The following is a 24,949-nucleotide window of genomic DNA, read 5'->3' as shown; positions in this document are numbered from 1 at the left end:
CTTGGTTTAATAATTGGAAAAATAGTAGTTGCAATTTCCGCCAATCTATTTTGTTCGTAAAAATAAAAGAATCATGAGTCGTGTCTCAATTTTGGTCTTTTCTTTCCAATCAATAAGGTGATTTGTGTCATTGTAATAGGCAAAGAAGATTTTCTTCGATAGGCTAAATATTTCGGATGCCACCTATCGGCATATTTCTCTTTGAATTTTCTTAATCCTTGAAAAGAATAGAGAAATTGTCCATGCAAAAAGATTTGCGAAGCTATTTTTTCACTTAAAAATGAATACCTTGAAAGTCCCACATTCGATAGAGGTGCCATCCCGATATTGAAGTATTTATATTCTTGTTCTTTTGCCCATTCAAATAATGATAGAAAAACAAAGTCCATTGTTCCTGAAGGCGCATCCTTCCTGAAGCGCATCAGGTCCAAAGAGATGGTTTGTTTTTGATCATAAACGGGCATTAAGCTTACAAATCCAAGGATCTTCGTTCCTTTAGCTTTAACAACGGCAATCTCAGCTTTATTGAGGTAATCCTCATCAAAAAAACCGAGGGAAAAACCCTTTTCCGTTCTTCCTTGAAGCCATTCTTCTGATATTTCCCTAAGTTCATTCATGATATCTTTATCAAAGGGAGGGTTTACAATCTCAAATTGATAATTCTCTCGTTCAAACTTGTTTTTTACTGCCCTTGCTCCCTTCATTTTTTTTCCACTAAATGAAAAGCTGTTTAAATCAACATAAGCCTCCTCGCCAAGCTTGAAAAAGTCATAACCGTTTTCATGCAGATATGGGAGCATTTTCTCGCTGACCTCGTAAAAAACAGGTGTATACCCATGAAGATCGGACTTTTCTCGGAATTCTTCTATGGCAAGTGGCAATTCGTCTCGGTCTCCAACGGGGTCACCGAGGACCACAAGTTTGTCGGCAAATAGCTGATAAGCAAACATGACGTTGTCCTTTTTATTCCAATAAATATATTTATCATGTAAAAAGATTAAATGGGTCAGGACCGTTCCATTATATTGATCCAAATGTTTCATTATTTTTTCATCCTGAGAAAGGGATGTTTCCAGCACCCATTTTTTATCCCTTCTAAACAAATAGCCGATGAAAAAAAGAATCAAGGCGATAAACAAGCCGATTAACGCACTCTTAAATAAATCTTGATAATCTTTAATCACATAGGGCGCTAGCTTTGGGTGCAATTTGATTTCAGAGGTGGGCAAATTGAAATATCCGATTAAAACAAACATTAAGGTAATCACGACAAACATACCGATATCAAAAATAGTTTTGCCCCAGCTTAAAACAAAACGCACTCTGTAAAAACGTCTTTTTGAAATTCTCAATAGTACGATAACAATTAGAAGATACAATGCTTCCTCATAGTCCAATCCTTTAATGAAAGTAAATAAGGCAGCAAAAAACAAGACAACAATCGTGATTTGATATGCCCGTTTCTCTTTGTACTGAATCCCTCGGGATAAACCGAGCAGGATAAAGCCAGTTGCAACAGAAAGATGGTGAGAAATATTCATAATGGGAAAGGATAAAAATTCTTGGGCAATCTTTAACCTTCCAATAATTCCCGGTACTGCTGCAGAAAGAAGCAAAACAAGTCCAGATAGAAATACCAAGAATGTTAAAAGGATATGGCTAGTCCTCACTAGGATGGCATCAGGAACATGGTTCCATGATTGATTCCACCGGTCCCAAAGAACTTTGACGAATAAAACTACCCCCACTAAAAATGGAAGAATAAAATATCCAATGCGATAAAAGAGCAGCAGGATAAGCACTTTCTCTTCCGGAACCGCCAAGAGCTGAGTACCCCAAATGAAAACTAAGTCGAATGAGCCAAAGCCTCCCGGAATCATACTGATAATACCTGCACAGGAAGCGACAATAAAAACAGGAATTAGGTCATCAAAATCAATAGGAATGTTCAAAATCATACATAATAGCCAAAAGAGAAGAAAAACGGAGATCCATTCAAATAAAGAAACGAAAAGGAGTCTTAATGCCATTCCCCAATCGATAATGAAATCCGCCGCTTTTTTCCGTTGTATGAGAAAGACTACGAAAAAAATTGGCAGATATAAACTTACGGCAACGATGCCCCAAAAAAGCCATTTTTTATCATGAAGCAAAGGAAATCCTCTATATCCAACTAGGACAATCCAGGAAAGCAAGGAGATACCGGTAAGGAAGTAAAGAGAAACAGAAGCAATTATCTTCACCAGTCTTTTCTTGTCTGGTTCATATTCATGATAGAAATAGGTTCTTAGTGTAGCACCAGCGAGGCCTCCAAACCCAATGAAGTTTGCAAAGGTATTCGCAATAAAAGACTTTACCACCAGCTCTTTTAACGGTCCTTTAATCCCTAATATTTTTGCTAAACATACATCGTAGAAAAACATCGGGCAAATAGCACAAAAAGTAATGAATAGAATCAAGATCAGCTTCGCCAAGTGCAAGTGACTAACTTCATGGCGAAGCAAATGAACATTTATATTTCCGGTAAACTTTTTTATTTCATAAACAGCAAAAGCTAACAAAATCAGTGGAATAATAACTTTTATGAATGTAAAAATCTTTTCTTTATTTAATTTTTTCAAACTTATTCACCTATTTTCTCCTTGCTCGCCAGCGATGGACATTTTCAATCAAAAAATGATAAAAAAAGAAGCCGCCAGTTAACGATGGTCAAATATGAATCTTATCTGTATTTTGTATCGAAAGTACACAAATATTCGTAAAACATCGGGTTTGATGCTCTGTTGCCGTCGAAGTGGATCAAGTAGAGGAGAGGGATTCGATAGAGTAAAAGCGATTTGTGAAGGCCAGAAAAAGGGAAACACACCTAATAATAATAAAAACCCTCTAAAAAATTTGTTGTCTCAACAAAAAACACACGAAATTTCATATGAAATCTCGTGTGTTCGACATTGTGAGGGTATTGTGTGTATCTCTGAAGAAAACCAATCAATTCCCTCAAGTTTTTTTTGTCTTTCCTATGAATTAAAATACTGTAAAATAGTTCCTTTCCCTTCTTCAACTTTTACCTCAGCATAAGCACCGTTAATAAATGTAATTTGCGGTGGCACATGACCGCAATCAATATCATAAATAATCGCTATTTCCAACTCATCTGCAAGGTTTTGATAAACATCTTCCGCTGTATAATTCCCGACCGGCATGTTCGCGGCACTGCGCCCAAACATAATGCCTGAACAATGTTCAAACCAGCCAGCTAACTTCATTTGCACCAGTGATCTACGTAAATCTGTTGTTGTCATTTCACAGTTCTCTAAGTACCAGATTACAGGCTCTCCGTTGAGATACTTTTTCCTAAAACGTTGTACATCACCGAATGGTGTGCCAATTAAATGTCTGATTACGTCGATACAACCACCAAGAATCCGTCCTTGAATCTTCACACTATTATTGGAGACTGTTTTCCAATTAGTATTTTCCGTTAAATGAAAAACATGAGGGGAAGGATTATCATGCTGCCATTCTTTTTGATAGAGGACAGATGAACGCTGCAGGACCGATTCACCCGTATTTGTTGATAATACGGCCTGCCACAGGGCTGTTGTGTCATCGGAGTATTCTCCCCTTAAATCTATAAGGTTTGTTCCATGAGCAGTAGCAGTACCTGTTTTTAAGGTCATTGCTAGTAATAATACACTTAGATCTGAGTACCCCAGCACCCACTTTTGCTTGATGTTTTCAAAGTCAATTAATTCAAGGATTTCAATTAATAGTTCGCCGCCCCATGGTGGAATGATGATGTCAATATTGTCGTCATGCATCATGGCATTAAATTCGGCTGCACGATTTTTAGCGGAGGATGATTTTGCCTTATCTTGCGTCCAAACCGTATCTCCACAGGCAATGCTAAAGCCTTTCATCTCCATCCGGCTTAAGGCAAGTTTAAACATGTCATGTAATTCAACTGGCACACCAGATGATGGTGCGGTTACCCCTATTGTTGCGCCTTTTTTTAAATGCGGATATTTAATCAACTAGATCCCCCCTGAAGGTTTTACACGATCTTACCAGATGGAAGTTATTTGAACAATAAAAAAATATTTGCTTTTTTCAAAACAATCTCTTTTTAATCATTGATATATTGGGAGCTTACCAACCAGCCTGTAATGATTCTGGTATAATAAAGGTAACATTGGAAAATTTATACTTACTAGTTGGTTAACCGTTTAATTTATTCGAAGGGGGAGTAAGCTTCATGTTATCTTTTGAGGAAAAAAAGGCCATTTTCCGTTCTTTTCAGTTAAAGGAGAAAAAGATTAGTAATGGTCGAGTAAATTTTGTCTATCCGGAAAGTAAACAGCGGGGCCAAGTATTAGCAACGCAATTACATCCAAGTGGGAATGGCTATGTGATCGGTAAATATTTGTTAGATGAATCCATTAAACATAATGGCTATAAGCTTGACTCAAGGGGGTATATTTCGGTTAGAGATTTTTCCAAAGACGAATTAACGAAAGTTATATCTGAAGTGATGAAGTCTATGTCGGAAATAACTGATGATACCCTCTTGTTTTTTGAAAAGAAGACCGTATCCGAAAATGCCAATCTTTCTATTGAAAGGCAGAAGGCTTCCGAAAAGGTAACGGAAAGTAAAATTGAACCTATTGATGTGGCCATGAAAATACCAGAAAAGGCAGTGGAGGGCAAAAGTGAACCTACTGAAGCGACCATGAAAATACCAGAAAAGGCAGTGGAAAGCAAAAGTGTACCTAGCGAAAACATTCCAGCTGTAGCTGCGTATGATAATTTAGCTTGTTCTTTACTAAATCATTGGGTGGGCTTGACCATATCCGTTGCCGAATGTGGTTTTATAGTATGGAGGAATACGGTCCGAAAACTAGGCAGGCTAAGATAAAAAAGGATAATAGCCCTACATAGAACCTTGCTCATTCAATGGGCAAGGTTTTTCCACGCATTAATATATAAATGTGATATTATTGGCGCAGCAAATTTTTTTATAGCTTTTGATTAAAGGCTAGATTAGAAGAATTCAGGAGGATCTTTTGTGAGAAACATAACTTTATCAAATGGGAATATAGTAGAGGTAGAATGCTTAAGCTGTGCTTTAACGAGTGGATTAATTGAACCCGATGGAGGTGTAGTCATCGAAACAGACCATTTCCATGCCCACCAAGATGTCGCATACCCAATAAGGGGATTAATCATTTTGGCGTCGAAACGGCATATTAACTGTTTTGATGAATTATCCGAAGCTGAGAAGATTGATTACATAAACATTCTAACAAAAATTAGAAAAGCGCAAAGAGAAGTGTTGGGAATCGAACATGTTTATTATTTTTATAATGAAGATACCACCCACCATTTTCACACCTGGATGGTTCCCCGCTATGAATGGATGTACAGCTTTGGGCGTTCCGTGGAATCTGTCAGACCGGTCCTACTCCATGCCAGAAATGAAATGAATGATGAAGAAAATGTGAATGAAGTGTTGGAGGCAATTAAGCTGCTTACTAATGAGCTGAACGGATAACTATTCTTTTGTTGACTATAAAAAAACGCATGGATGTTATTTTCCATGCGTTTTCGTGTGCTTGTTCAGCTACCGATTGCGAACTTTGTAAAGGATCGCTGCCACTATATTGGAAGGTAAATTAAGTAGATTTCCTTGAAGATTATATTGCAGTTGCTGCTCCTCAAAGGACATATTATCGTAAATTTCATTATGGGATTGATTTAATTCCTTAAATCGCTCCTTCGTTTCGGAAATATAAGCATATTGTACTGGAATCATGATGAGAAAATAAACGGCATAGACAGAAAGACAAACGATAAAAACTAATTCCATGCGTACTTCCCCCTTTTTAGCTCTTATAATTATTATACGATTAAGGAGCATTAATGTTTCAAAAATTTTCCTAAAAGAGATTTAGACAAAGAAGGATTTGTTAGCAAGTCATGCATTTGACCAAATAAATATCTTTTCTTTTTGGCTGCAAAAGTTGTGATGTAAGAAGGGTTGTATTTCCTCATTGCCGAATTAATAGTTAAAAGTAGAAATTTATTCTAGGGAGGGAACAAAAGTGGGGATTATTCTTAAAAAAGTTTTTGTCGGTATGCCAAAGACAATTGGAAGTAAAGAGGCTGCAAATCCAATGGAGCGGGAATGGACAAGTGCTATTTTTAAAGAGCCAGTCGAAGGTCCAATCTGGGTTGGCAAAACGGGTTTAGCTGGTGATGGACAAGGCGATCTGGAACATCATGGCGGGCCAGAAAAAGCTGTTTTTGCTTATTCGTTTGAAAATTATCCTTACTGGCAAAATGAATTAGAAATTCCTGAGATATCATCTGGTGGCATGGGAGAGAATTTGGTCATGGAACATGTAACTGAGGAAACGATTGCGATTGGCGATACTTTTCAAATTGGTGAGGCGGTCATACAAGTTTCGCAGCCAAGACAGCCATGCTGGAAGCCGGCGCGCCGATTTAAAGTAAAGAACTTAGCGTTGTTACTACAGAATACAGGAAGAACCGGTTGGTATTTTCGTGTTTTACAAGAGGGGGCTGTTGAGGAGAGGCAAACATTTACTTTAGTCGAACGCCCATTTCCGCAATGGACCATCCAAAAATGTAATCAAATTATCCATTCTAAGCAACCAAATTTTGTGGAAATGCGCGAGCTTGCTGGCTGTGAATTACTTGCGCCAGGCATGAGAGCCACATTAGAAAAGCGGATAGAGAAAAGGGAAATGCCAGATATTCGAGATCGGGTTTTGGGGCCGAATGAATAACAATGGGTTTTTGAAAAGCGGGAAGATAGAAGAAATCAAATTTTCGGTAGAGTAATTATTATGTAAAACATTCTTTACAAAAACAGGGGTGAATCAAATGTATCAATTAACAGAAGGTCAAGTGGAAAGGAATGAGTACTCCACCATCCCTTTTAAGTGGATTCGCAGTGAACAACCAAATAATAGTATCTGTATCATGCTTCCAGGGCTTGGTTACACAACGAAGCGACCACTATTTCATTATGCAACCGGAGTGTGTTTGAATAATAGGATTGATGCTCTTCATGTAAACTATGAATTTGCAAAAAATGAACATTTTAAAAAGCTTAGCGAAACAGAACAAGAGGATTGGATGTATGAAGATGTAAAGGCTGTTGTCAGGGAAGTACTAAAAGACACAAACTATGAGCAATGTTTCCTGTTGAGTAAATCGATTGGAACGATTCCGATGGCAATGGAATGGACCGAAAAAAATTTCATCCACAATTCGGTTGGAATATGGTTAACTCCTCTAATAAAATACGAAAATGTATACCAAGCACTATTGAAAACCGAGCTTCCTTCTCTTTGTATAATCGGCGACCAAGACCATCATTTTATCGAGGAGCGGATTAATTCAATAAAAAATAATGAACGTTTGAGCACTGTTGTTATTCCTAACGCTGACCATAGTTTAGAAATAAAAGAGGATATTTTAGCGTCCATAGATGCTGCAAAAGAAGTTATCACTGCCATTCAGGAATTTATTATTAAAAATAAGTTATAAAAATTATATTTTGACCCTTAAGAAACCTTTTCAGAATTAATTCGTCTTTTTCTAAAAAGGGGTGTGTATGCTTGTGTTAAAAAGGATATCCTTGATTGTTTTTATTTCGATAATGAGTGTCCTTACGGTAGGCTGCGGATTGGGTAAAGGCACTGCAGGTGACCTGCCTAATAATCACGGCCCAAATAAACAATCAGACAATAACGAGGTCAAAGAAATCCACGGCATGATAGAAAATATTGACCGACTAAATCTATTCGTGGAAAATGTTGATAGTGGAAAAGATGATGAGGTTAGGCTCACTCGTTACACCATTGAAGGAGATCCGATCTTTCATGATTTAACCTATCATGATGCAAAATTAACAATAAAAATGGACACGACAAAGGATAAGTTTGGTCAAGGGGAAGTAACAACCAATGTCTGTAAAGGTATTCAAAAGCAAGAATCAGACACAGAAACAAAATACATCCTTGAAGAATGTCCGAATCTACCTGAATTATTAACCATTTCCCATGATGTCGACAAAGAGGATTATTTTGCTTTCGATCTGAAATATGGGATTGGAAAGAAAAACGAAATCGATACAAAAAAACAGGTGTTAAAAAAGGATTTACAGAATGGCGAATTCGTTGACGTTTCCGACTTTCAATTTTCCAAAAAGGAATTGAACGCCATTTATAAATGGATGGTTTATTCGAATTACCTTAATGAGAAAAAGCTAACAAAGGAATGTAATCAGAAACCATATGAAAGCTATGTGTTGGATGTATGGATCAATAGCGGCTCCCGACACTTTGAATGGTCTGAATGTGATAAGAGTGATGATGGCAAGGAAATGACCAAGTTGGTTCATAATATTCTTGATGTCTTAAAGAAGAATTCGATTTATCAATCACTTCCTAAAGTTAAAGGTGACCATGAATAAAGGGAGAAAGAGAGAATTGTGCAGGGGTTGTATGAATGAAAATCCATTTCTTATATATCTTACTATTACTTAATTTCCTTTTAGCTGGCTGCGGTCTAGAAACAAAAACAATACCTCAATTTTATGAAAAAGACCTTGCAGATGTAACGAAAATAGTGATTGTTGAAGGAAGTACTGGGGCCGCAAAAAAAATTTCAGACCATCAAGTTATTGAGGGATTTTTGGATGAAATAAAAGACATAAAGTTCATTCCCGATAAAAATCAAGAAGCTAGAGACGGGTTTCGTTATTCCATTACTCTTTTTCAAGATGGTGAAAAAACCTTCCAATTTGGATTAACACATGTAAATGACCATTACTACCATACAAAACCGGATATTTTTCCAATTGTAAATGAACTATATTTAAACCTTAATAATAAAAAATAGTTTTTTTATTTTCGGATTGATTGTTAAGTGAAATGGATAAGTTAATGTTTGTCGAAAATAAACAGGGATGACTGCTCACCCCTGTTTATTAATGCAGATATAAAAATTACCCCAAAAGCATCGGTAAACCAACCGCGAGAAGGATAATGACCAGGATGAAAATCCACGAAAGCGGATGGGCCCAGTTATTCGTCCAGCCAATCCCAAAACGCTTCTCCAAAAATATTGCCGGGTCGTTTTTGTTAAAATAGAACATGCCTAGCTTCCAGTAACGATCATCGTCACGATTAATAATTGTGCCACCTGCGCTTCCAGTTTTTACTGGAATACGGCTTCCACCTTGGCCAGTCGTTATCGATAAAATGATTGTCCACGCGAGAATACCGACAGTAAATACAAGAGGTACAATCATTAATACTTGCTGATTAATCGGATAAATTATTGAAAGCTGGATTAGCAAGAACATGCTAACCAATGCCGTACCCATAATGATGGTGAAAAGCGACCATCTTCTGCGAAAAATAAGGTTTTGTCGGATCGATACCTCTGGATTCTCGGCGGATACTTGCTGTTTTGCTTTAGAAGCAATCGTATTAATGAATAAAAAGACTAGTGTCAGATAGATTTGCATAATCGGCATAAGCAGCACTGATCGGTATGATTTATGTGTCCAGTTAGTGGCTTCGCCGCTAAGGTTGTAGTGACTGGGGTATCTATCAGGTATTTGTTGATAATTTATAAGAGTAATGACTACGGTAACAATCGAAATCAAAAAGGGTATAACAAACCAATAATTAGAATGTGCAAGCTTTTGGTTTCGGAAGCCGGTATCAACCATGACTAACTGAGGTTTTTGCGCCCAATCTTGATTTTTACTTTTCAATTCCTTCATTTGCTTATGAAAAACAAGATACACGGCAAAACTAGCAACTAGAACGATACCTATTAATATGGCAAACAAGATGCCGATGAAATCTTCATCGTGCCCACCTGCTAAAAGTAAAAAGGTAGCAGAAGTGATGAGAGCAAGCAACACATTCGTCCAAGCGTATTTTTGGCGCATTTTTTTAATATCAGGACGGTGATAGGCCTTCTCTGGAATTGATACTCCGAAACTTTCTGTTTTTCTTGTCCAGAAAGGGATAAAGATAACTGTAATAAATATCGGAATCATCATAGCAACGAGAAATATTAAATTGGTAGTGTTCATGATTCATCATCCTTTATGTTAAACTTTGTGAAAATTTGGCTGCAAAGCTGTAAAAAGTCTTTTTCGGAAACATTCCGGCACACTGCTTCGGCAATCAGCGGATGGATTTTGGACTCCAGTTCAGACCAGTAGGCTTCATTTGCTTGCGGAACCCCATCGGGATTGACAACAACACCCTTTTGTCGATGAATTAAGATAAATCCTTCCTGCTTCAATTGCTGATAAGCTTTGTTGACGGTATGAAGATTAATTCCAAGATCAGCTGCCAAAGACCTTACAGACGGCAGTCCCTCACCGGGGCTTAATTCCTTTTTTGCGATGCCAGCTATGATTTGGTATTTTAATTGTGTATAGATTGGTTCTTCTGATTCCAAGTCAAGTGTAAGATACACATACTCCACACTCCTTTTGTGTTATTTGTTATATTTATAGTATAACAGTTATAACAAAAACGTCAATATTAAAAAAAAAGCTCTGTTTGTAAAAGAACATGGCTGTTCCAATAAAAATTTCTTTGAAGGGAGAAGGAATAATGACACAGGATAAAAATATTAACGAAATTGGTATTCCAGCTGATTTAGCTAAGCCAGCACGACGAGCACTTCTAGGGGCTGGATATGTGCAGCTTGAGCAGCTCGCCAATGTTAGTGAGGCAGAAATCTTGCAGCTACACGGAATGGGACCAAAAGCATTAGAACAGCTCCGCCGTGCGCTCGAAACCAAGGGACTATCGTTTGCAAGCCGTGCTTGAGAATACTTTCGAGTGATTCTTCTAATAGAAGGATCATTTTTTTACATAAAAAATCTACATTTACATTTTATGAAAAAGCCGAGAACACCCGTGGCTTTAGCCGTGGGATGAATCGGCGTTTTACTTTACCGAACTCACGTTCGGTGATATAATGATACCATAAACGCATTGAAGGATAAGGAGGTGCTATCGGATGAACAAAGCCTATAAATTTCGTTTGTACCCTACAAAAGAGCAAACCACTCTTATCCATAAAACCCTTGGTTGTACACGGTTTGTATTCAATTTTTTCCTTGGGAAGCAAAAAGAAAAAGACGCATACTGGTATATTGTTGAAGAAATGAAGCAAAGCGGTCAGTTACCATCCAACAAATGGAAAGGCGAATTTTTCAATAAGTATGAGTCGGTCAAAGCGGTACGGGAACTAAAGAAATATTATCCTTTCTTAAAAGAAGTCGATAGCATTTCCTTACAAAAAGCGGTAGAAAACCTGAGTGACGCTTACACCCGCTACTATAAAAAGCAAAACGATGTTCCACGATTTAAGAGTAAGAAAAATAAAATTCAATCTTACACCACAAAACACACGAACGGTAACATTGCCGTGGTAGGCAATCATATTAAACTCCCGAAACTCGGGTTGGTTCGATTTGCCAAAAGTCGTGAAGTGGAAGGGAAAATCCTATCTGCCACGATTAGAAGGAACCCAAGTGGTAAATACTTTGTCTCCATCTGTACAGAAGTGGAGATTCAACCTCTCCCCGAAACCAACCGTGAGGTCGGTATTGATATGGGTTTAAAGGATTTTGCTATCCTCTCCAATGGAGAGGTATTTAAAAACCCTCACTTCCTTCGGAAGATGGAACAAAAACTCATACGGGAACAACACACTCTCTCAAGGCGAACCATCGGTGGCTCTAATTGGCATAAGCAACGAGTGAAAGTCGCTCGAATCCACGAAAAAATCGCCAATGCACGTAAAGACTACTTGGATAAAATCTCCACCTATATTGTCAAAAACCACGACCTTATAGTGATGGAGGATTTACAGGTAGCCAACATGATGAAGAACCATCGTTTAGCCAAGGCAATTAGCGAAGTGTCATGGGTTCAATTCCGCTCCATGATAGCGTACAAGGCTAAATGGTACGGAAAAACATTAGCAGTAGTGGGAAAGACCTTTCCAAGCAGTCAATTATGTTCCTGTTGCGGGTACCGTAATAAAGACGTGAAGAATCTTAATCTACGCGAATGGGACTGCCCTTCCTGTGGAATCCACCATGACCGAGACCAAAACGCTAGTATGAACCTTCTTGCCGAAGGTAAAAGACTTCTCTCTGCTTAAACATGTAAGCCAACCGTGGGAACCACGGGGGTAGCCTACTCAATTAGGGTTCGATAGAACCCTGTACGTAGGAATCTCGGTACTTTAGTGGCCGAGTAGTTCAAGGTGTTAAAGTATAGTAAATAAGGGGGGCTTTGTAGTGGTTGTTAGAGAAGCGAGAGTCACGGATGCGGATAAACTGGTTTGTCTGATTCAACAGGTTGAGACAGAATCCGAATTCATGCTGATGGAAGCAGGTGAAAGACAAATGACTCCTGATCAGCAAGGACAAAGAATAGAGTCTTGGAAAAAAAGCGAAAACTCTTCCATATTCGTTGCTGAAAAAGATAATCAATTGATTGGGTATTTGTTTGCTATTGGGGGGAATGCACGAAGAGTCAAACATTCTGTCTATATTGTTATAGGGATATTAAAGGAATATAGAGGACAAGGAATTGGAACCAAACTATTTAATAAGCTGGAAGAGTGGGTAACTGAAAATAATATCCACCGTTTAGAATTAACGGTAGCAGCAAGTAACGAGGCAGGTTTGGCATTGTATAAGAAAATAGGATTTGCGATTGAAGGCACCAAACGACATTCTCTCTTAATTTCTGGTGATTTTGTGGATGAATACTATATGGCAAAGCTATTTTAGTAAATGTGATTTAGTGATTGGTTAATTATTTTTTTAATGAAAAAAATAAGAATTATAGTGAGGGACATTTGTGCTATTCGAACAATTAAAAGAATTTATTAAGGATTTTCCTAAATTGAATAAAGCTTATCAATCTAAAGTCGGGGAAGGATATACTAATTAATAATTTGAAGTAGGGAAAGATGCCTCCATTAAAGGCGGTCATCTTCCCATGCCCTGTCATAATCTTTAATATTGTTTTTTTCTTTTAATGTGTGTTCCGATTGATTTTGGATCTCCGTATTTTTTATTTGTCTATCCTGCTCTTCTTTTTTCATTCCAGCTGCCTCATATTGTTGGCAATTATCAAAGAAGCCTAATGCATATTTGACCCCTTCTTGAATATCATTTGTTTCATATGCATCTAAGTCTTCGTGGGTAATTTTCAATTTCACTCCTTCTAATGCAAAACCGCTATCCAAATCAATATCCAAAAGCACTTCATAACCTTCCGTATTTTCATTTGCTTCAATAATATTGAAGGTCTGAATGGTTGTACCCGTTTCATACTCGATTGTTTCCATAAAATCTGACATAAGAACACCGCCTTTTTCTTAACACTTCATAGGTAACCTTCCATAGTTTAACCGTACTTGCTTCTGATATTCCTTTAGCAACTAACGCTGATTCCAAGCACTTTTAGATTGGTATTACATACGTTTAAAAAAACAAAATATTTTGAAAATAACAACAATTATTCGGTGTAAATGGTATAATAATCCATATGACCTCGTGATTTTTTCAGAAGACATGTTTCAATGAAATCATGAAAGGGGTAGAGGAGAATGGCTGAAAGTGTTTTCGAGCTCTTGAAAAAAAAGGGGATAGTTGTACCTGAACACCATATTCAACCCTTAATGTCACAGTTGGATGCCTACCAATTACTGAACAACAATCCGAATCTTGAAAAGCTTACAGGTAAAAAAGAGGGTCAAAAACATGTACTGGAGGAGTTTAGGCACTAGTAAGGTCATGGCGACCAAATCCAAAGGAGAATGATCTCCATTAAAAGTATTTTTATCAAGTGGTATCTCTTTACACAGATAGAAAGGTCAAGAATGTTTGCCTAATCTGAAAAAATATTACCTCAACCCTTGGGGCTGATAGTAAACGGGGTAGACACGAAAGAAAAAAGCAATACCCTGTCAGCGACAAGGTATCATGGAAGGGATCACTTTCATTTGGATAGGAAAATGAAAGTGATCAAATTCTATTTTTTATTGATTGATACGGAACCGGCGCTGGATTGCAGCTTGAGCTTTGGACCACCTGAACCAATAGAACCGATGGCACGGTCACGTTCCTTTGTATTGTACGAAACGTTTGACAGATTTACATCAACATGACCCGCAGATGTCTGGAGGTTCATTTGAAGCGACTCTGGTTGCTGTTCGGTCACAATCCGAACGGAACCGGCGCTGCTGCTGGCGTAAATGTCATGAGTAATCGCCTTTAACTGGACATTAATCGAACCTGCACTATCAGTTAAATCCAACTTTCCTTCAATGTTGGTTAACTTCAAACTACCTGCTGACGAATGAGCAGTTACATCACCTTTTAAGTCATTGGCCTTAATGCTACCTGCGGAAGAGTCCAAATCAAAGTGGTTGGCAGAAATTTGTTCGATGGTAATACTGCCTGCTTGTGAATGACCTTTCAGTTCACTGTACATTTTTTGTGGGACTTCAACATCGGCTTGCAGTTGATTGGACATGAATCCAAAAGGCGAAAATTGAAAAAGATGTTCATTTTTTTGTCTGATTTCTATTTTAGCGGTATCACCGCTTGTTTTTACTAAAAACACAAAATCCTTTTTCGACGTTCCACCGTGGAGATGAACGGTAATATCATCGGATTTTGTAGGAGAAAAATGCACACTAGCTAAACTTGATTCCAACGCGATTTTATTAATGTCCTTTGCGTTGATCGTTTTTGTTTCATCTATAGTGACGGTTGAATAATTATCATGAGTATACCCATAAGCTACAACTCCGATTACCCCAATTACCAAGCCTAAAATAGCTGCAACGATAGAATATTTCTTCAAATTAATAACCCCCTTTCACGATTTTTACGTTGAGTTTCCAGTACCAGTGGATTATCTTTAAAAACCACTTTGCAAGAAAATTTGTCAAAAGTAAAAATAGATACCCAAATGAAAAAGTGGCAAGGATAAAGAAGAACGCAAGTAGTATTGGTGTATCGTGCGTAAATAAATTAATGATAAATCCAATGGGAGTTATAAGACAAGCGAACGCAGCAGCATACAGACCAATAAAAGCACCAGCGATCCCTACAACGGGCCCAATGATGAATATTAGATTAAACAAGAGCATGCCCAAAAATGCAAAAATGTTAGGTCCGACATTTGTAGTGGCTTCCTTTTTTGAACCACTAATTTTGTCAGTAGGGACAAATACTCCTAATTCATCTGCGATCGTTTTTGGTGTGCCTAAATCCGCAACAGCCTCTTCCTCTGTTTTCCCATTTTCTATAGCCGAATCAATATGAGATTCGTAATCACTTAGAATATCCTTTCGTTCCCCTTCCGGTATCTGTACCAACAGACGGTTAAGTTCGTTTAAAAATTGCTGTTTGGTCATCAGTCCATCCCCTCCTCAATAATCTCATTCACACTGGCAGAAAATTGCTGCCATTCTTGTACCAACTGTTCAAGATATTCTCGTCCGGCTTTCGTCAATTGATAGTATTTTCTAGGTGGACCCTCTTTAGATTCCGCTAAATAAGTAGCGAAATAGCCTTCATTCGTTAAGCGTCGTAATAAAGGATAGACGGTTCCTTCCGCGATTTGGATTTTATCAGAGATGCTGTGCACCAACTCATATCCATATCGGTCCTTTTTCAATGTGAAGACCAAGACACATAATTCCAATGCACCCTTCTTAAATTGAACATTCATGTGAATCACCTGCCTATAAAGTAATGATTGCTACTGAATAATATATAGTAGTGGAATATGAAAAAAATACCATCACAGGAATAATATATCATCTACTACTGATTAATGCAAGGTACTAAATTTTATTTAGTGGTCTTTTTTTATTATTTGTTCATTGGGACTTTAATAAGGTGTCAGGCACCATGTGAATTTTTCACATGGTGCCTGACACCTTTTAATGCTGATATAATGATAGATGAGAAAGGTAGGATGGATAAGATGAAAATTTTGCTTGTGGAAGATGATAAAACGATCGCTTCCGGACTTGAGTATTCTCTACAGCAAGATCAGTTTGCCACGGTTCTTTGCTATGATGCGGCATCTGCGAAAAAGGTGCTAACTGATGAATTAGATCAAATCGCTTTATGTTTATTTGATTTATCCCTTTCAGATGGAAGCGGTTATGAATTATGTAAGCTAGTGAAGGAGCGGAGCGATATTCCGGTCATTTTTTTAACGGCGATTGATGATGAGGTCAATGTCGTGATGGGGCTTGACATGGGAGCAGATGATTATATTACCAAACCTTTTCGTATTCGCGAACTGCTGTCAAGAATCAAAACTGTTCTGCGAAGATACCAGAAGCAGACGCCGACAAGAGCGATGATTGATATAAAGCATATTAGGATTAATACTCTTGAAGGAAAGGTATATAAAGACGGCGAAGAAGTTCTGTTGACTGCCTTAGAATATCGTTTACTCCTTATCTTTGCCAATCATATTGGACAGGTTCTCTCTCGAAATCAGCTGTTAGAGCGGATTTGGGATGTGGCCGGAGACTTCGTGAATGATAATACTTTAACGGTTTACATCAAAAGGCTCCGTGAAAAATTAGAGGATCAACCGCAAAACCCACAGATTATCAAAACAGTGCGCGGATTAGGCTACAAGGTAGGAGATTAGGATGCTACGTAATCGAGAGATTCAACTATTCTTATTAACAATGTCCTTCATCAGTTTAGCTGGCATCATTGCTGCTGCTTTTTTTTCGATAGCTGCCTCGATGCTTGTTTTCGTCATTTCTGTTTTACTCATTGGATGCAGTTTTATTTTTACGAGCTGGAGATACCGCGAAATTGAAAAGCTATCAGGCTATTTGCAGCAAATTAGCAGTGGAGATTATTTTCTTGATGTTCGTGATAATCATGAAGGCGAGCTTAGTATTTTAAAAAACAATATATATAAGGTAACAACCATGCTTTCGGAACAGGGTTCCCTTTTACAACAAGATAAAGTCCACCTGACAAATGCGATTTCTGATATCTCCCATCAGCTTAAGACCCCACTGACCTCCATGATGATGATGGCCGATCTGTTGAGTGATGCCAAGCTTCCTCCAGTGAAAAGAAGGGAGTTTACACACAATATCACCATCCAGCTTGAACGGATTGAATGGCTCGTTTCATCATTATTAAAGCTTTCAAAAATTGACGCTGGAACGGTTCAATTCAAAAAAGAAGCGATAGCGGTAAAAAAGCTGCTACAAAAATCTTTAGAGCCTTTGCTGATTCCGTTGGATATTAAAGAACAAGCCATTTCGATTGAGGGTGACGATACTGTTTCCTTCGTTGGTGATTTTCATTGGACCACGGAAGCGGTAATCAATATTTTGAAAAATTGTATTGAGCATACTCCTGCGGGTGGCGAGATTACCATTTCTTTTGCAGAAAACGCTCTGTTTACGGAAATAGTAATAGCCGATAACGGAAAGGGCATCGTCAAGGAAGATCTTCCCTATATTTTTAAACGCTTTTATAAAGGAAAGAATGCCAGCGAGGATAGTGTCGGAATTGGACTTGCAATGGCCCACACCATAATCACAAGTCAAAACGGCAATATAGAGGTTAAAAGTAAGCAGAATAAGGGCACCCAGTTTCGGATTACGTTTTACAAGCAGGTGATTTAAAGCAGATACGCGTATTCAATTTGTGGATAGAATGCTTCAACTTGCGGATAGTGCTCCAACTTGCGGATAAGCGAGTCTAACTAGCGGATAACCGGCTCTAATTGGCGGATAAGGGGAGTTTACTGTCGCATAAGCGAACCCAACTTTTCGGATAAGAGTTTCCAACCTACTCACATTGGTGTTGAGTGCATTACTCTTCTTAAATACAACATTAAGTGACTAAACTGTCATTTTACAGTCACCTGAAAGTCATTTTAAACAGATAAACTAGAACCATCAGCAAAACATGGAGGTTTTACCACAATGGATATTTTAAAAATAGAACATCTGTCTAAAATATACGGTAAAGGTGAGACGGCAGTGAAGGCACTTGATGATGTTTCTTTCTCTGTGAAAAAAGGGGAGTTCGTCGCGATAATCGGCCCGTCAGGCTCTGGGAAATCAACGCTTCTGCACATGCTTGGCGGTGTTGATCGGCCAACGAGTGGTAAAGTCCTCGTTGATAATACCGACATCTATAACCTGAATGAAACACAGCTGGCCATTTTTAGACGTAGACAAATAGGCTTGATTTATCAATTTTACAACCTTATTCCGGTTCTAACAGTAGAAGAGAATATTACCTTGCCACTTCTGCTTGATGAACATAAGGTAGACAAGAAACAGTTTGAGAATATCGTCAAAATTCTTAATCTACAAACCCGCTTAAACCATCTGCCCAATCAGCTTTCCGGTGGACAACAGCAACGGGTCTCAATCGGTCGGGCGCTCATTAGCAATCCTGCTATCATGCTTGCCGACGAACCAACTGGAAATCTTGATAGTAAGAATAGTAGTGAAATCATTGATTTATTAAAAATGTTTAATAAAACGTTCAACCAGACACTGTTAGTCATTACCCATGATGAACGGATTGCGCTGCAAGCTGATAGAGTCATTGCGATTGAGGATGGAAGGGTCGCCAAGGATGAGGTGATTCGTCCGTGAATATTGTCAATAAATTAACGGTCCGGCATTTGAAGCAAAACAAAAGGCGGACGTTAGTGACCATCATTGGCGTCATTATTTCAGTCGCCATGGTGACAGCAGTGGCAACCCTTGGTGTCTCTTTTATGAATTTAATGCAAAAGCAGACGATTGCGAGTGAAGGTGAATGGCATGTTCTTTTCAAGGATGTGAACAAAGAGCAGCTTGAAGCGATTGAAAACGACGAAGCAACGAAAACAGTGGTGCTTTCTAGAGATCGTGGATATGCCCTTTTAGATGGATCTCATAATGAAAGTAAGCCTTACTTGTTTGTCAAGGAGTATAACGCCCAAGGTTTTAAACAGTTTCCGATTGAGTTAAGTAAGGGGCGGCTGCCAAAAGCGAATAATGAGGTAGTACTCTCAGACCACATTGCCACGAACGCCAAAGTAGCATACAAGATTGGTGACCGTTTAACACTTGATGTATGCGAACGAATAACTGAAGCTAACGATGTTCCATTGCAACAATTTGAGCCATTACGTATGGAAAAAGGTCAAGTGATCGAAGCCTTAAAAAATAAAACAACGGCAAGCTATACGATCGTTGGCTTTATCAAACGGCCCACTTGGGAACCGACCTGGGCACCGGGGTACACGGTTATTAGCTATGTAGATGAAAATATGATTAGAGCGGATGATACTGTCAATGCGACGGTTGTCTTAAAAAAAGTTCAAAGCTCTTTATTCGATCACGCCAAGCAATTAGCCAAGAAAAACAAAATAGAAACACCAAAATTTAATAATAATTTATTGCGCTATTATGGGGTGACGAATAATGACAGCCTGCACCGCACTCTTCTTCAATTATCGGGGATTATTATGGCCGTCATTATGATTGGCTCCGTTTCATTAATCTATAATGCCTTCGCTATTTCCGTTTCAGAACGTTCGCGTCATTTAGGGATGCTATCGAGTGTCGGGGCAACGAAAAGGCAGAAAAGAAACTCGGTGTTTTTTGAAGGTGCAATCATTGGATTAATTAGCATCCCAATTGGAATTATTGGCGGTCTTGTTGGAATCGGGATTACCTTTTGGTTCATTAATTCGATCATTCAAGGTGCATTGGGGATCAACGAAAAACTAACTGTGTCAGTCACACCATTATCCATTTTGCTTGCTTGTGCCGTTTCGGTGGTGACGATCTTCATCTCAACCTATCTCCCAGCAATAAAAGCATCCAGAGTCTCTGCAATTGATGCGATTCGCCAAACAACAGATGTAAAACTTACACAAAAAGCAGTTAAGACTTCGAAGTTCGTTCGTAAGCTATTCGGAATCGAAGCGGAAATTGGCTTGAAAAACTTAAAAAGAAACAAACGCCGCTACCAGGCAACGGTATTTTCACTTGTCATTAGCATCGTTTTGTTTTTAACGGTATCATTTTTCACCGCCAATTTGAAAAAATCGCTTGAGCTCTCGCAAAAAGGGGTGAATTATGATATCTCCGTTTCATTGTCCACAGCAGCTTCGGTATCAGATCAGAAACTGCTGAAAACATTCACATCCCTAAAAGATGTGACAGAATCTAGTGTGATGAACGAATTATACGTGAACGCCTGGATAAACAAAGCAGAAGTTGCTGATGAATTCCGAAAGGCGGTATATAAGGATAATTTTGAGAACGAGAAATACCCTTATTTTATTCAAATACACGCACTAAATGAACAGAACTTAAGAACGTATGCAAAAACGGTAGGAGCAGATTATGCCCTGCTTACCAATCCGACTAACATTACTGGCATTGTGATTGATACGATTCCTTTCAAGGATGAAGCATCAGGGAAATATATTGAAACGAAGGTCATTCATACGAAGGTTGGCCAAAGTATCGATTTAACCTATTCAGATCCGGAAACAGAAAAAGAAGTAAATTTTAATAAAGTGGAAATTGCGGCATTAACTGATCATTTACCAATGGGAATTTTACCTACAGAGATTGGCGGGCTAACTATTATCGTCTCAGAACAAGTCATGAATCAACTGGTAAACGAAAAGGTGAATGACAGGATCCAGACAATTCTTTACCTGAAAAGTAAGGACCCAATGAAAACACAACAGGAAATTGAGGAAATAAAAGAGAACAAAATGTTTGTGCAAAATGTGTATCAAGGCAGACAACAGGAAGAACAGATGATCATGTTAATGTCGGTATTTACCTACGGATTTATTGCCTTAATTACCGCAATATCAATGGCGAATATTTTTAATACAATTTCGACCTCAATTTCCCTAAGAAAACGGGAATTTGCGATGCTGAAGTCGGTGGGAATGACGCCAAAAGGCTTTAACAAAATGATAAATTATGAAAGTATATTTTATGGCATCAAGTCGCTGCTCTATGGACTTCCGATCAGCATCGTCGTGATGTATTTGATCCACAGGGCATTGATGAACAGCTTCAGCTATGGATTCACCATTCCTTGGATCAGTATGATCTATGTGGTTGCTGCTGTATTTGTCATCGTAGGCTCAGCCATGCTCTACTCCAACTCCAAAGTTAAAAAAGAGAACATTATTGATGCCTTAAAGCAGGAGAGTATATAAAAAAAGGTGTCAGGCACCATGTGAATTTTTCACATGGTGCCTGACACCTGTATTTTTAATCCAAATAAACGGGTGACTGGGGATTTTTCAAAAATGTAAAGGCCATCTCAATTTGAGAGTGTGTGTTCCGGGCCGTGGATAGCGGAGGAAGTTCGTTTTCAGCAAAGAATTTTACTTCACTTGTTTCGACACCCTCTGTTGCTTGTCCACCAATAATTTCACATTGAATAAACATTTTATAAATGTGATAGGAAGAAGGAGGATGGGGATGACATTTCATGTCCATTACTGCTAACAATTTAGTGGCTTTCACATCAAATCCTGATTCTTCTTTTAGCTCCTTAACGGCGACTTCACTAGGAGTTAGTCCAATATCAGCCCAGCCACCAGGTAATGCCCAGCGGCCATCCGTGTTTTCACGGACCATTAATATTTTTTCATCCTTAAAAACCACACCGCGTATATCGACTTTAGGTGTTGCATATCCAGTTTCACCTGCAAATAAATCTTTGATTACGGTCCTGTCCATGTCTGTATGGTGTGCTATAATGTCGATACTAATATTTCTAATGAACTCAAATCGTTCCAAGTCATAAACATCTTTTGAATACGTTAACCCTGCTTGGGCAATGGATTGAAGCTGTTTTGCCCAACCCAGCCATTTCGGTTCCAATATCAACACCTCACCAACTTGGCTTTATATACCTACTATTATATGATCCAATTTAAAAAACTGATTCGACTTTTGTACTAGTTTTAAAAGATATCTTCTCACTTAGTTTAACAGGAAATTTTCTACTTCTGTTGAATATAGATTAATAGACAATTTTTATGGAACTGGAGGTTTTTAAATTATGGGTGTAATTGAAATAGCTCTTCGGACAGCAGCGGATGCGCATAGAAATCAATGTCGAAAAGGTACTGATATCCCTTATATCACCCATCCGGTTGCGGTCGGAATGATTTTAATGAAGGCTGGCTACAGTGATACAATCGTTGCGGCCGGAATCTTGCATGATACCGTGGAAGATACAGCACTCACCTTGCAGGATATTGAACGGGACTTTGGCCCAATGATAGCTGAAATTGTTGCAGGGTGTTCAGAACCGGATAAGTCACTTTCATGGGAAGATCGGAAGAAACACACGATTGAATTTTTGAAAAGTGCCTCAAGTAATATTCGAGCTGTTGCTTGCGCCGATAAACTAGATAATATCCGCTCAATCATAAAAGATTATGAACAGCTTGGGGACGAAGTCTGGAAGAGGTTTAATCGAGGCAAGAATGAGCAGGAGTGGTATTACCGGAATATCGTAAATAGCTTGAGTGATGGCTATTCCTTTAGTTTAGTAGCTGAATTGGAAAAAGAAGCTACCATGTTATTTAATAATAACAACGAGCAGTGGATCAATAAGGCAAACGAAAAATCAAATGTTTATCATGAAGACGATTTTTCTGCTACTGAAGATGCCGCTCTAGACAAGGACGATTGTTTAGAAAAAATCCATCCGAATCATAAGCAAAGCATAGAAGAGAGGAAAAAGACACTGGAAATCAGACTTCTAGATTCATCGGATGCGGAAAATTATTGGTCATTACGATTAGAAGCATTAAAGAAAAATCCAGAAGCATTTTTAACAAGTTATGAAGAATCCATTAAAAGAGAAAATCCAGTCGAACAGGTTGCTCGCAATTTTACCACAGAAGGAAACTACACATTTGGTGCGTTTGATAGTGGGAAACTTATTGGGGCTGTCACCTTACTTCAGGAAGATCGGATGAAAATAAGGCATCGGGCCAATATTTTTGCGATGTATGTGACCTCGGAGAAACAAGGTTTAGGCGTCGGAAAAGCATTGCTTACAGAAGCGATAAATAAAGCGAGAAATATAGAAGCGATTGAAAAAATAAATTTAAACGTAACCGCAAGTAATGTAAAGGCGAAGAAACTCTATAGCAAATTAGGGTTTAAAGTGTTTGGATTCGAAGAAAAAGCTCTTAGAGTAGATGGTGTCGATTATGCCGATGAATATATGGTTTTGCATTTGAAATAAGTTTGCTAATTTTCAAAGGTGTCAGGCACCATGTGAAAATTTCACATGGTGCCTGACACCCATTACACCATTTAAATAGGAAACACCCTCCAAACTTAAATCAACAAAAAATGAGGTGGAACTATTCATTAGTTCCGCCTCATTTTGTTACCATTCTAGTAGTCCTGACCGTTTTTATTTTAGAGAAAAAGTAATAGTATTTATAAAATATAACTAGCAGAAGAATGATCCTTACGAAAAAACTGTCGATTAGGATGAAGGGGAGTGCAATCATCACGTCTGCCAATAATAGAATGGTAAGTTTTTGTTTTAACGTCATGGCCCTCTCTCTAACAAAGCTGTCCAAATGACGCTGATAGATTTTTGTCCCTTTAAACCAGCGCTCAAATCGTTCCGATCCTCTTACGAAGCAGAATGATGCTAAAAGTAATAGCGGAGTTGTTGGCAACAGCGGCAAAATAATACCCAAAATTCCTAAGCCAAGGGCAATAAATCCACTGATAATAAAAATAAATTTAACGAATTTATTTATGATTGCAGCCTCCTTTCAGAGAAACTAGAAGTCTCAGTCCCTTCATTATACCATTTTGGGTACGGGAACTTAATGGCTGAAAAAGGACAAAATCATGTTCAAGCTTCCAACTCTATCACATTTATGATGAAATTTTTATGATAAAATGGGAGAATGCAGAGAATGGAGGTTGACACACCTGTGAGTACAATTTATAACATCATTGTTTTCATACATATTTTTTCAGCTATCTTGGGGATGGGCCCAGGTTTTGTTTTAACCACGGTTGTCAAATCGGGGAACACGATGACTGAATTAAAGCATTCTTATAAAATCAGACATAAGCTACATATTTTCGTCATGATTGGCGGCATACTTTTACTAATCACCGGTTTGGCAATGGGTTATATAAATCCAAGTCTGTTTCGGATGGGCTGGTATGTAACGAGTCTCGTCCTCTTTTTGGCAGCTCTTGCAATTGGCCCGCTCGTTTTATCACCAAGGTCAAAACCGGTTAAAGCCCTGTTAGAATCCCATAATGGGGAAGTGATTCCTGAAGAATATTGGCGTTTATCAAAAGTTCTTTTTCGATATGAGAACCTTGAAAATGTGATTTTTTTGATCATTATCGCTCTGATGATTACAAAACCATTTTAGGAAAAATTATCAAAAAAGTGGCGTAAAACCCCTTTCTTCAGAAATGGGGATATAAGCCATGTTTTTTTACTTCCAATTACCAATAAAAACTAGTATAATAAAAATATAGAACAAATGTTCTAGTTGGAGGTGAAAGAAAATGGGACCACACAAAAAGAACATGAAAGAAAAGAAGAAAAAAGAGTCGAAAGGCGATATTGTTATTCGGAAATTTCCGCTCCGTTTAACCGGCGAGGAGAGAAGATTAGTCGATACACTACGTCAGAAAGCAGCGAATCTATGGAATGACTGCTTAGATCTCCATTGGTGGCTATATGATGTATATAAGATTTGGACAAGTGCATCAGAAAAAAAGAAATGGTACAATGCCACCACCC

The 24,949-nt window shown here is 38.3% G+C and carries 28 protein-coding genes; 17 read left to right on the top strand and 11 right to left on the bottom strand.

Annotated elements, in window-relative coordinates:
• Positions 1-71: 71 nt before the first annotated feature.
• On the bottom strand, positions 72-2,621 hold the full coding sequence (mprF, locus tag M5A78_RS12370) for a bifunctional lysylphosphatidylglycerol flippase/synthetase MprF (RefSeq protein ID WP_248735581.1): 2,550 nt from the start codon (positions 2,619-2,621) through the stop codon (positions 72-74).
• A 396-nt stretch (positions 2,622-3,017) separates the two neighbouring features.
• Positions 3,018-4,034: a S66 family peptidase gene (locus M5A78_RS12365; RefSeq protein WP_248735580.1), complete on the bottom strand. Its 1,017-nt coding sequence runs from the start codon at positions 4,032-4,034 to the stop codon at positions 3,018-3,020.
• A 221-nt stretch (positions 4,035-4,255) separates the two neighbouring features.
• On the opposite strand from M5A78_RS12365, the gene M5A78_RS12360 reads away from it, so the two are divergent.
• On the top strand, positions 4,256-4,915 hold the full coding sequence (locus M5A78_RS12360; protein ID WP_248735579.1) for a hypothetical protein: 660 nt from the start codon (positions 4,256-4,258) through the stop codon (positions 4,913-4,915).
• A gap of 150 nt (positions 4,916-5,065) precedes the next feature.
• Entirely contained in the window at positions 5,066-5,551 is a 486-nt protein-coding gene (locus M5A78_RS12355; RefSeq protein WP_248735578.1) for an HIT family protein, read from the top strand.
• Between the two features lie 69 nt (positions 5,552-5,620).
• On the opposite strand, the gene M5A78_RS12350 is transcribed toward M5A78_RS12355, so the two are convergent.
• Positions 5,621-5,866 (bottom strand): DUF3949 domain-containing protein, encoded by a 246-nt coding sequence (locus M5A78_RS12350; protein ID WP_248735577.1) that lies wholly within the window; start codon positions 5,864-5,866, stop codon positions 5,621-5,623.
• A gap of 235 nt (positions 5,867-6,101) precedes the next feature.
• Between M5A78_RS12350 and M5A78_RS12345 the strand changes: the two genes are divergently transcribed.
• The 4 genes from M5A78_RS12345 (at position 6,102) to M5A78_RS12330 (ending at position 8,931) form a co-directional block, all read left to right on the top strand.
• Positions 6,102-6,809, top strand: a complete 708-nt coding sequence (locus tag M5A78_RS12345; RefSeq protein ID WP_248735576.1) for an MOSC domain-containing protein — start codon at positions 6,102-6,104, stop codon at positions 6,807-6,809.
• Positions 6,810-6,906: 97 nt separating this feature from the next.
• Positions 6,907-7,575: an alpha/beta family hydrolase gene (locus tag M5A78_RS12340; protein ID WP_248735575.1), complete on the top strand. Its 669-nt coding sequence runs from the start codon at positions 6,907-6,909 to the stop codon at positions 7,573-7,575.
• A gap of 73 nt (positions 7,576-7,648) precedes the next feature.
• Entirely contained in the window at positions 7,649-8,503 is an 855-nt protein-coding gene (locus M5A78_RS12335; protein WP_248735574.1) for a DUF4362 domain-containing protein, read from the top strand.
• Positions 8,504-8,538: 35 nt separating this feature from the next.
• The gene (locus M5A78_RS12330) at positions 8,539-8,931 is read left to right on the top strand and encodes a hypothetical protein (protein WP_248735573.1); all 393 of its coding nucleotides are present in this window, start codon (positions 8,539-8,541) and stop codon (positions 8,929-8,931) included.
• Between the two features lie 106 nt (positions 8,932-9,037).
• Here the strand turns inward: M5A78_RS12330 and M5A78_RS12325 are convergent, their stop codons facing one another.
• Positions 9,038-10,141, bottom strand: a complete 1,104-nt coding sequence (locus tag M5A78_RS12325) for a DUF1648 domain-containing protein (RefSeq protein WP_248735572.1) — start codon at positions 10,139-10,141, stop codon at positions 9,038-9,040.
• Positions 10,138-10,533 (bottom strand): GntR family transcriptional regulator, encoded by a 396-nt coding sequence (locus M5A78_RS12320; RefSeq protein ID WP_248735571.1) that lies wholly within the window; start codon positions 10,531-10,533, stop codon positions 10,138-10,140. Before M5A78_RS12320 ends, M5A78_RS12325 begins: the two co-directional genes overlap by 4 nt.
• Positions 10,534-10,673: 140 nt before the next feature.
• On the opposite strand from M5A78_RS12320, the gene M5A78_RS12315 reads away from it, so the two are divergent.
• From M5A78_RS12315 to M5A78_RS12305, 3 genes are all read left to right on the top strand, one after another.
• On the top strand, positions 10,674-10,892 hold the full coding sequence (locus M5A78_RS12315) for a helix-hairpin-helix domain-containing protein (RefSeq protein WP_248735570.1): 219 nt from the start codon (positions 10,674-10,676) through the stop codon (positions 10,890-10,892).
• Positions 10,893-11,085: 193 nt separating this feature from the next.
• Positions 11,086-12,237: an IS200/IS605 family element RNA-guided endonuclease TnpB gene (gene tnpB / locus M5A78_RS12310; protein ID WP_248735569.1), complete on the top strand. Its 1,152-nt coding sequence runs from the start codon at positions 11,086-11,088 to the stop codon at positions 12,235-12,237.
• A 139-nt stretch (positions 12,238-12,376) separates the two neighbouring features.
• Positions 12,377-12,874, top strand: coding sequence for a GNAT family N-acetyltransferase (locus M5A78_RS12305; RefSeq protein ID WP_248735568.1), 498 nt, complete (start codon positions 12,377-12,379; stop codon positions 12,872-12,874).
• Between the two features lie 191 nt (positions 12,875-13,065).
• On the opposite strand, the gene M5A78_RS12300 is transcribed toward M5A78_RS12305, so the two are convergent.
• Entirely contained in the window at positions 13,066-13,449 is a 384-nt protein-coding gene (locus M5A78_RS12300; protein ID WP_248735567.1) for a hypothetical protein, read from the bottom strand.
• 249 nt (positions 13,450-13,698) lie between these two features.
• On the opposite strand from M5A78_RS12300, the gene M5A78_RS12295 reads away from it, so the two are divergent.
• Positions 13,699-13,878, top strand: coding sequence for a hypothetical protein (locus M5A78_RS12295; RefSeq protein ID WP_248735566.1), 180 nt, complete (start codon positions 13,699-13,701; stop codon positions 13,876-13,878).
• 245 nt (positions 13,879-14,123) lie between these two features.
• On the opposite strand, the gene M5A78_RS12290 is transcribed toward M5A78_RS12295, so the two are convergent.
• Genes M5A78_RS12290 through M5A78_RS12280 form a run of 3 tightly spaced genes read right to left on the bottom strand, consistent with a single transcriptional unit; the run spans position 14,124 to position 15,833 of the window.
• Positions 14,124-14,960, bottom strand: a complete 837-nt coding sequence (locus M5A78_RS12290; protein ID WP_248735565.1) for a DUF4097 family beta strand repeat-containing protein — start codon at positions 14,958-14,960, stop codon at positions 14,124-14,126.
• 1 nt (position 14,961) lies between these two features.
• On the bottom strand, positions 14,962-15,516 hold the full coding sequence (locus tag M5A78_RS12285) for an HAAS signaling domain-containing protein (protein ID WP_248735564.1): 555 nt from the start codon (positions 15,514-15,516) through the stop codon (positions 14,962-14,964).
• Positions 15,516-15,833, bottom strand: coding sequence for a PadR family transcriptional regulator (locus M5A78_RS12280; RefSeq protein ID WP_248735563.1), 318 nt, complete (start codon positions 15,831-15,833; stop codon positions 15,516-15,518). Before M5A78_RS12280 ends, M5A78_RS12285 begins: the two co-directional genes overlap by 1 nt.
• A gap of 258 nt (positions 15,834-16,091) precedes the next feature.
• Here M5A78_RS12280 and M5A78_RS12275 point away from each other — a divergent pair, with 258 nt between their 5' ends.
• From M5A78_RS12275 to M5A78_RS12260, 4 genes are all read left to right on the top strand, one after another.
• Complete coding sequence (locus tag M5A78_RS12275) at positions 16,092-16,775, top strand: response regulator transcription factor (RefSeq protein ID WP_248735562.1); 684 nt, start codon at positions 16,092-16,094, stop codon at positions 16,773-16,775.
• Position 16,776: 1 nt separating this feature from the next.
• Positions 16,777-17,778: a sensor histidine kinase gene (locus M5A78_RS12270; protein WP_248735561.1), complete on the top strand. Its 1,002-nt coding sequence runs from the start codon at positions 16,777-16,779 to the stop codon at positions 17,776-17,778.
• Between the two features lie 303 nt (positions 17,779-18,081).
• Positions 18,082-18,765, top strand: a complete 684-nt coding sequence (locus M5A78_RS12265) for an ABC transporter ATP-binding protein (RefSeq protein WP_248735560.1) — start codon at positions 18,082-18,084, stop codon at positions 18,763-18,765.
• Positions 18,762-21,350, top strand: a complete 2,589-nt coding sequence (locus M5A78_RS12260) for an ABC transporter permease (RefSeq protein ID WP_248735559.1) — start codon at positions 18,762-18,764, stop codon at positions 21,348-21,350. Before M5A78_RS12265 ends, M5A78_RS12260 begins: the two co-directional genes overlap by 4 nt.
• A gap of 55 nt (positions 21,351-21,405) precedes the next feature.
• Here M5A78_RS12260 and M5A78_RS12255 read toward each other — a convergent pair whose 3' ends face one another.
• Positions 21,406-22,023, bottom strand: a complete 618-nt coding sequence (locus M5A78_RS12255; RefSeq protein WP_248735558.1) for an NUDIX hydrolase — start codon at positions 22,021-22,023, stop codon at positions 21,406-21,408.
• Between the two features lie 181 nt (positions 22,024-22,204).
• Between M5A78_RS12255 and M5A78_RS12250 the strand changes: the two genes are divergently transcribed.
• Positions 22,205-23,404 carry a GNAT family N-acetyltransferase gene (locus M5A78_RS12250; protein ID WP_248735557.1) on the top strand — a complete coding sequence of 400 codons (1,200 nt, stop codon included), beginning with the start codon at positions 22,205-22,207 and terminating at the stop codon, positions 23,402-23,404.
• A gap of 139 nt (positions 23,405-23,543) precedes the next feature.
• Here the strand turns inward: M5A78_RS12250 and M5A78_RS12245 are convergent, their stop codons facing one another.
• Complete coding sequence (locus M5A78_RS12245) at positions 23,544-23,909, bottom strand: DUF454 family protein (protein ID WP_264760458.1); 366 nt, start codon at positions 23,907-23,909, stop codon at positions 23,544-23,546.
• A 207-nt stretch (positions 23,910-24,116) separates the two neighbouring features.
• On the opposite strand from M5A78_RS12245, the gene M5A78_RS12240 reads away from it, so the two are divergent.
• Together M5A78_RS12240 and M5A78_RS12235 are read left to right on the top strand one after the other, a co-directional pair.
• Positions 24,117-24,572 carry a DUF2269 family protein gene (locus M5A78_RS12240; RefSeq protein ID WP_248735556.1) on the top strand — a complete coding sequence of 152 codons (456 nt, stop codon included), beginning with the start codon at positions 24,117-24,119 and terminating at the stop codon, positions 24,570-24,572.
• A 139-nt stretch (positions 24,573-24,711) separates the two neighbouring features.
• Positions 24,712-24,949: hypothetical protein (locus M5A78_RS12235; protein ID WP_248735555.1), on the top strand; the 238-nt coding region annotated here is incomplete at its 3' end.

Origin of the sequence: Neobacillus rhizosphaerae (assembly GCF_937468385.1) — a bacterium.
In the GTDB taxonomy this organism is placed as follows: Bacteria; Bacillota; Bacilli; order Bacillales; family Cytobacillaceae; genus Neobacillus; species Neobacillus rhizosphaerae.
This window is presented reverse-complemented; position numbering and strand designations above follow the sequence as displayed.

Coding starts and splice junctions, on each gene's coding strand:
- M5A78_RS12325 (WP_248735572.1), bottom strand. CDS start 10,141: ATGAACACTACCAATTTAATATTTCTCGTTGCTATGATGATTCCGATA.
- M5A78_RS12275 (WP_248735562.1), top strand. CDS start 16,092: ATGAAAATTTTGCTTGTGGAAGATGATAAAACGATCGCTTCCGGACTT.
- M5A78_RS12360 (WP_248735579.1), top strand. CDS start 4,256: ATGTTATCTTTTGAGGAAAAAAAGGCCATTTTCCGTTCTTTTCAGTTA.
- M5A78_RS12350 (WP_248735577.1), bottom strand. CDS start 5,866: ATGGAATTAGTTTTTATCGTTTGTCTTTCTGTCTATGCCGTTTATTTT.
- M5A78_RS12270 (WP_248735561.1), top strand. CDS start 16,777: ATGCTACGTAATCGAGAGATTCAACTATTCTTATTAACAATGTCCTTC.
- tnpB (WP_248735569.1), top strand. CDS start 11,086: ATGAACAAAGCCTATAAATTTCGTTTGTACCCTACAAAAGAGCAAACC.
- M5A78_RS12340 (WP_248735575.1), top strand. CDS start 6,907: ATGTATCAATTAACAGAAGGTCAAGTGGAAAGGAATGAGTACTCCACC.
- M5A78_RS12330 (WP_248735573.1), top strand. CDS start 8,539: ATGAAAATCCATTTCTTATATATCTTACTATTACTTAATTTCCTTTTA.
- M5A78_RS12300 (WP_248735567.1), bottom strand. CDS start 13,449: ATGTCAGATTTTATGGAAACAATCGAGTATGAAACGGGTACAACCATT.
- M5A78_RS12280 (WP_248735563.1), bottom strand. CDS start 15,833: ATGAATGTTCAATTTAAGAAGGGTGCATTGGAATTATGTGTCTTGGTC.
- M5A78_RS12295 (WP_248735566.1), top strand. CDS start 13,699: ATGGCTGAAAGTGTTTTCGAGCTCTTGAAAAAAAAGGGGATAGTTGTA.
- M5A78_RS12315 (WP_248735570.1), top strand. CDS start 10,674: ATGACACAGGATAAAAATATTAACGAAATTGGTATTCCAGCTGATTTA.
- M5A78_RS12265 (WP_248735560.1), top strand. CDS start 18,082: ATGGATATTTTAAAAATAGAACATCTGTCTAAAATATACGGTAAAGGT.
- M5A78_RS12285 (WP_248735564.1), bottom strand. CDS start 15,516: ATGACCAAACAGCAATTTTTAAACGAACTTAACCGTCTGTTGGTACAG.
- M5A78_RS12250 (WP_248735557.1), top strand. CDS start 22,205: ATGGGTGTAATTGAAATAGCTCTTCGGACAGCAGCGGATGCGCATAGA.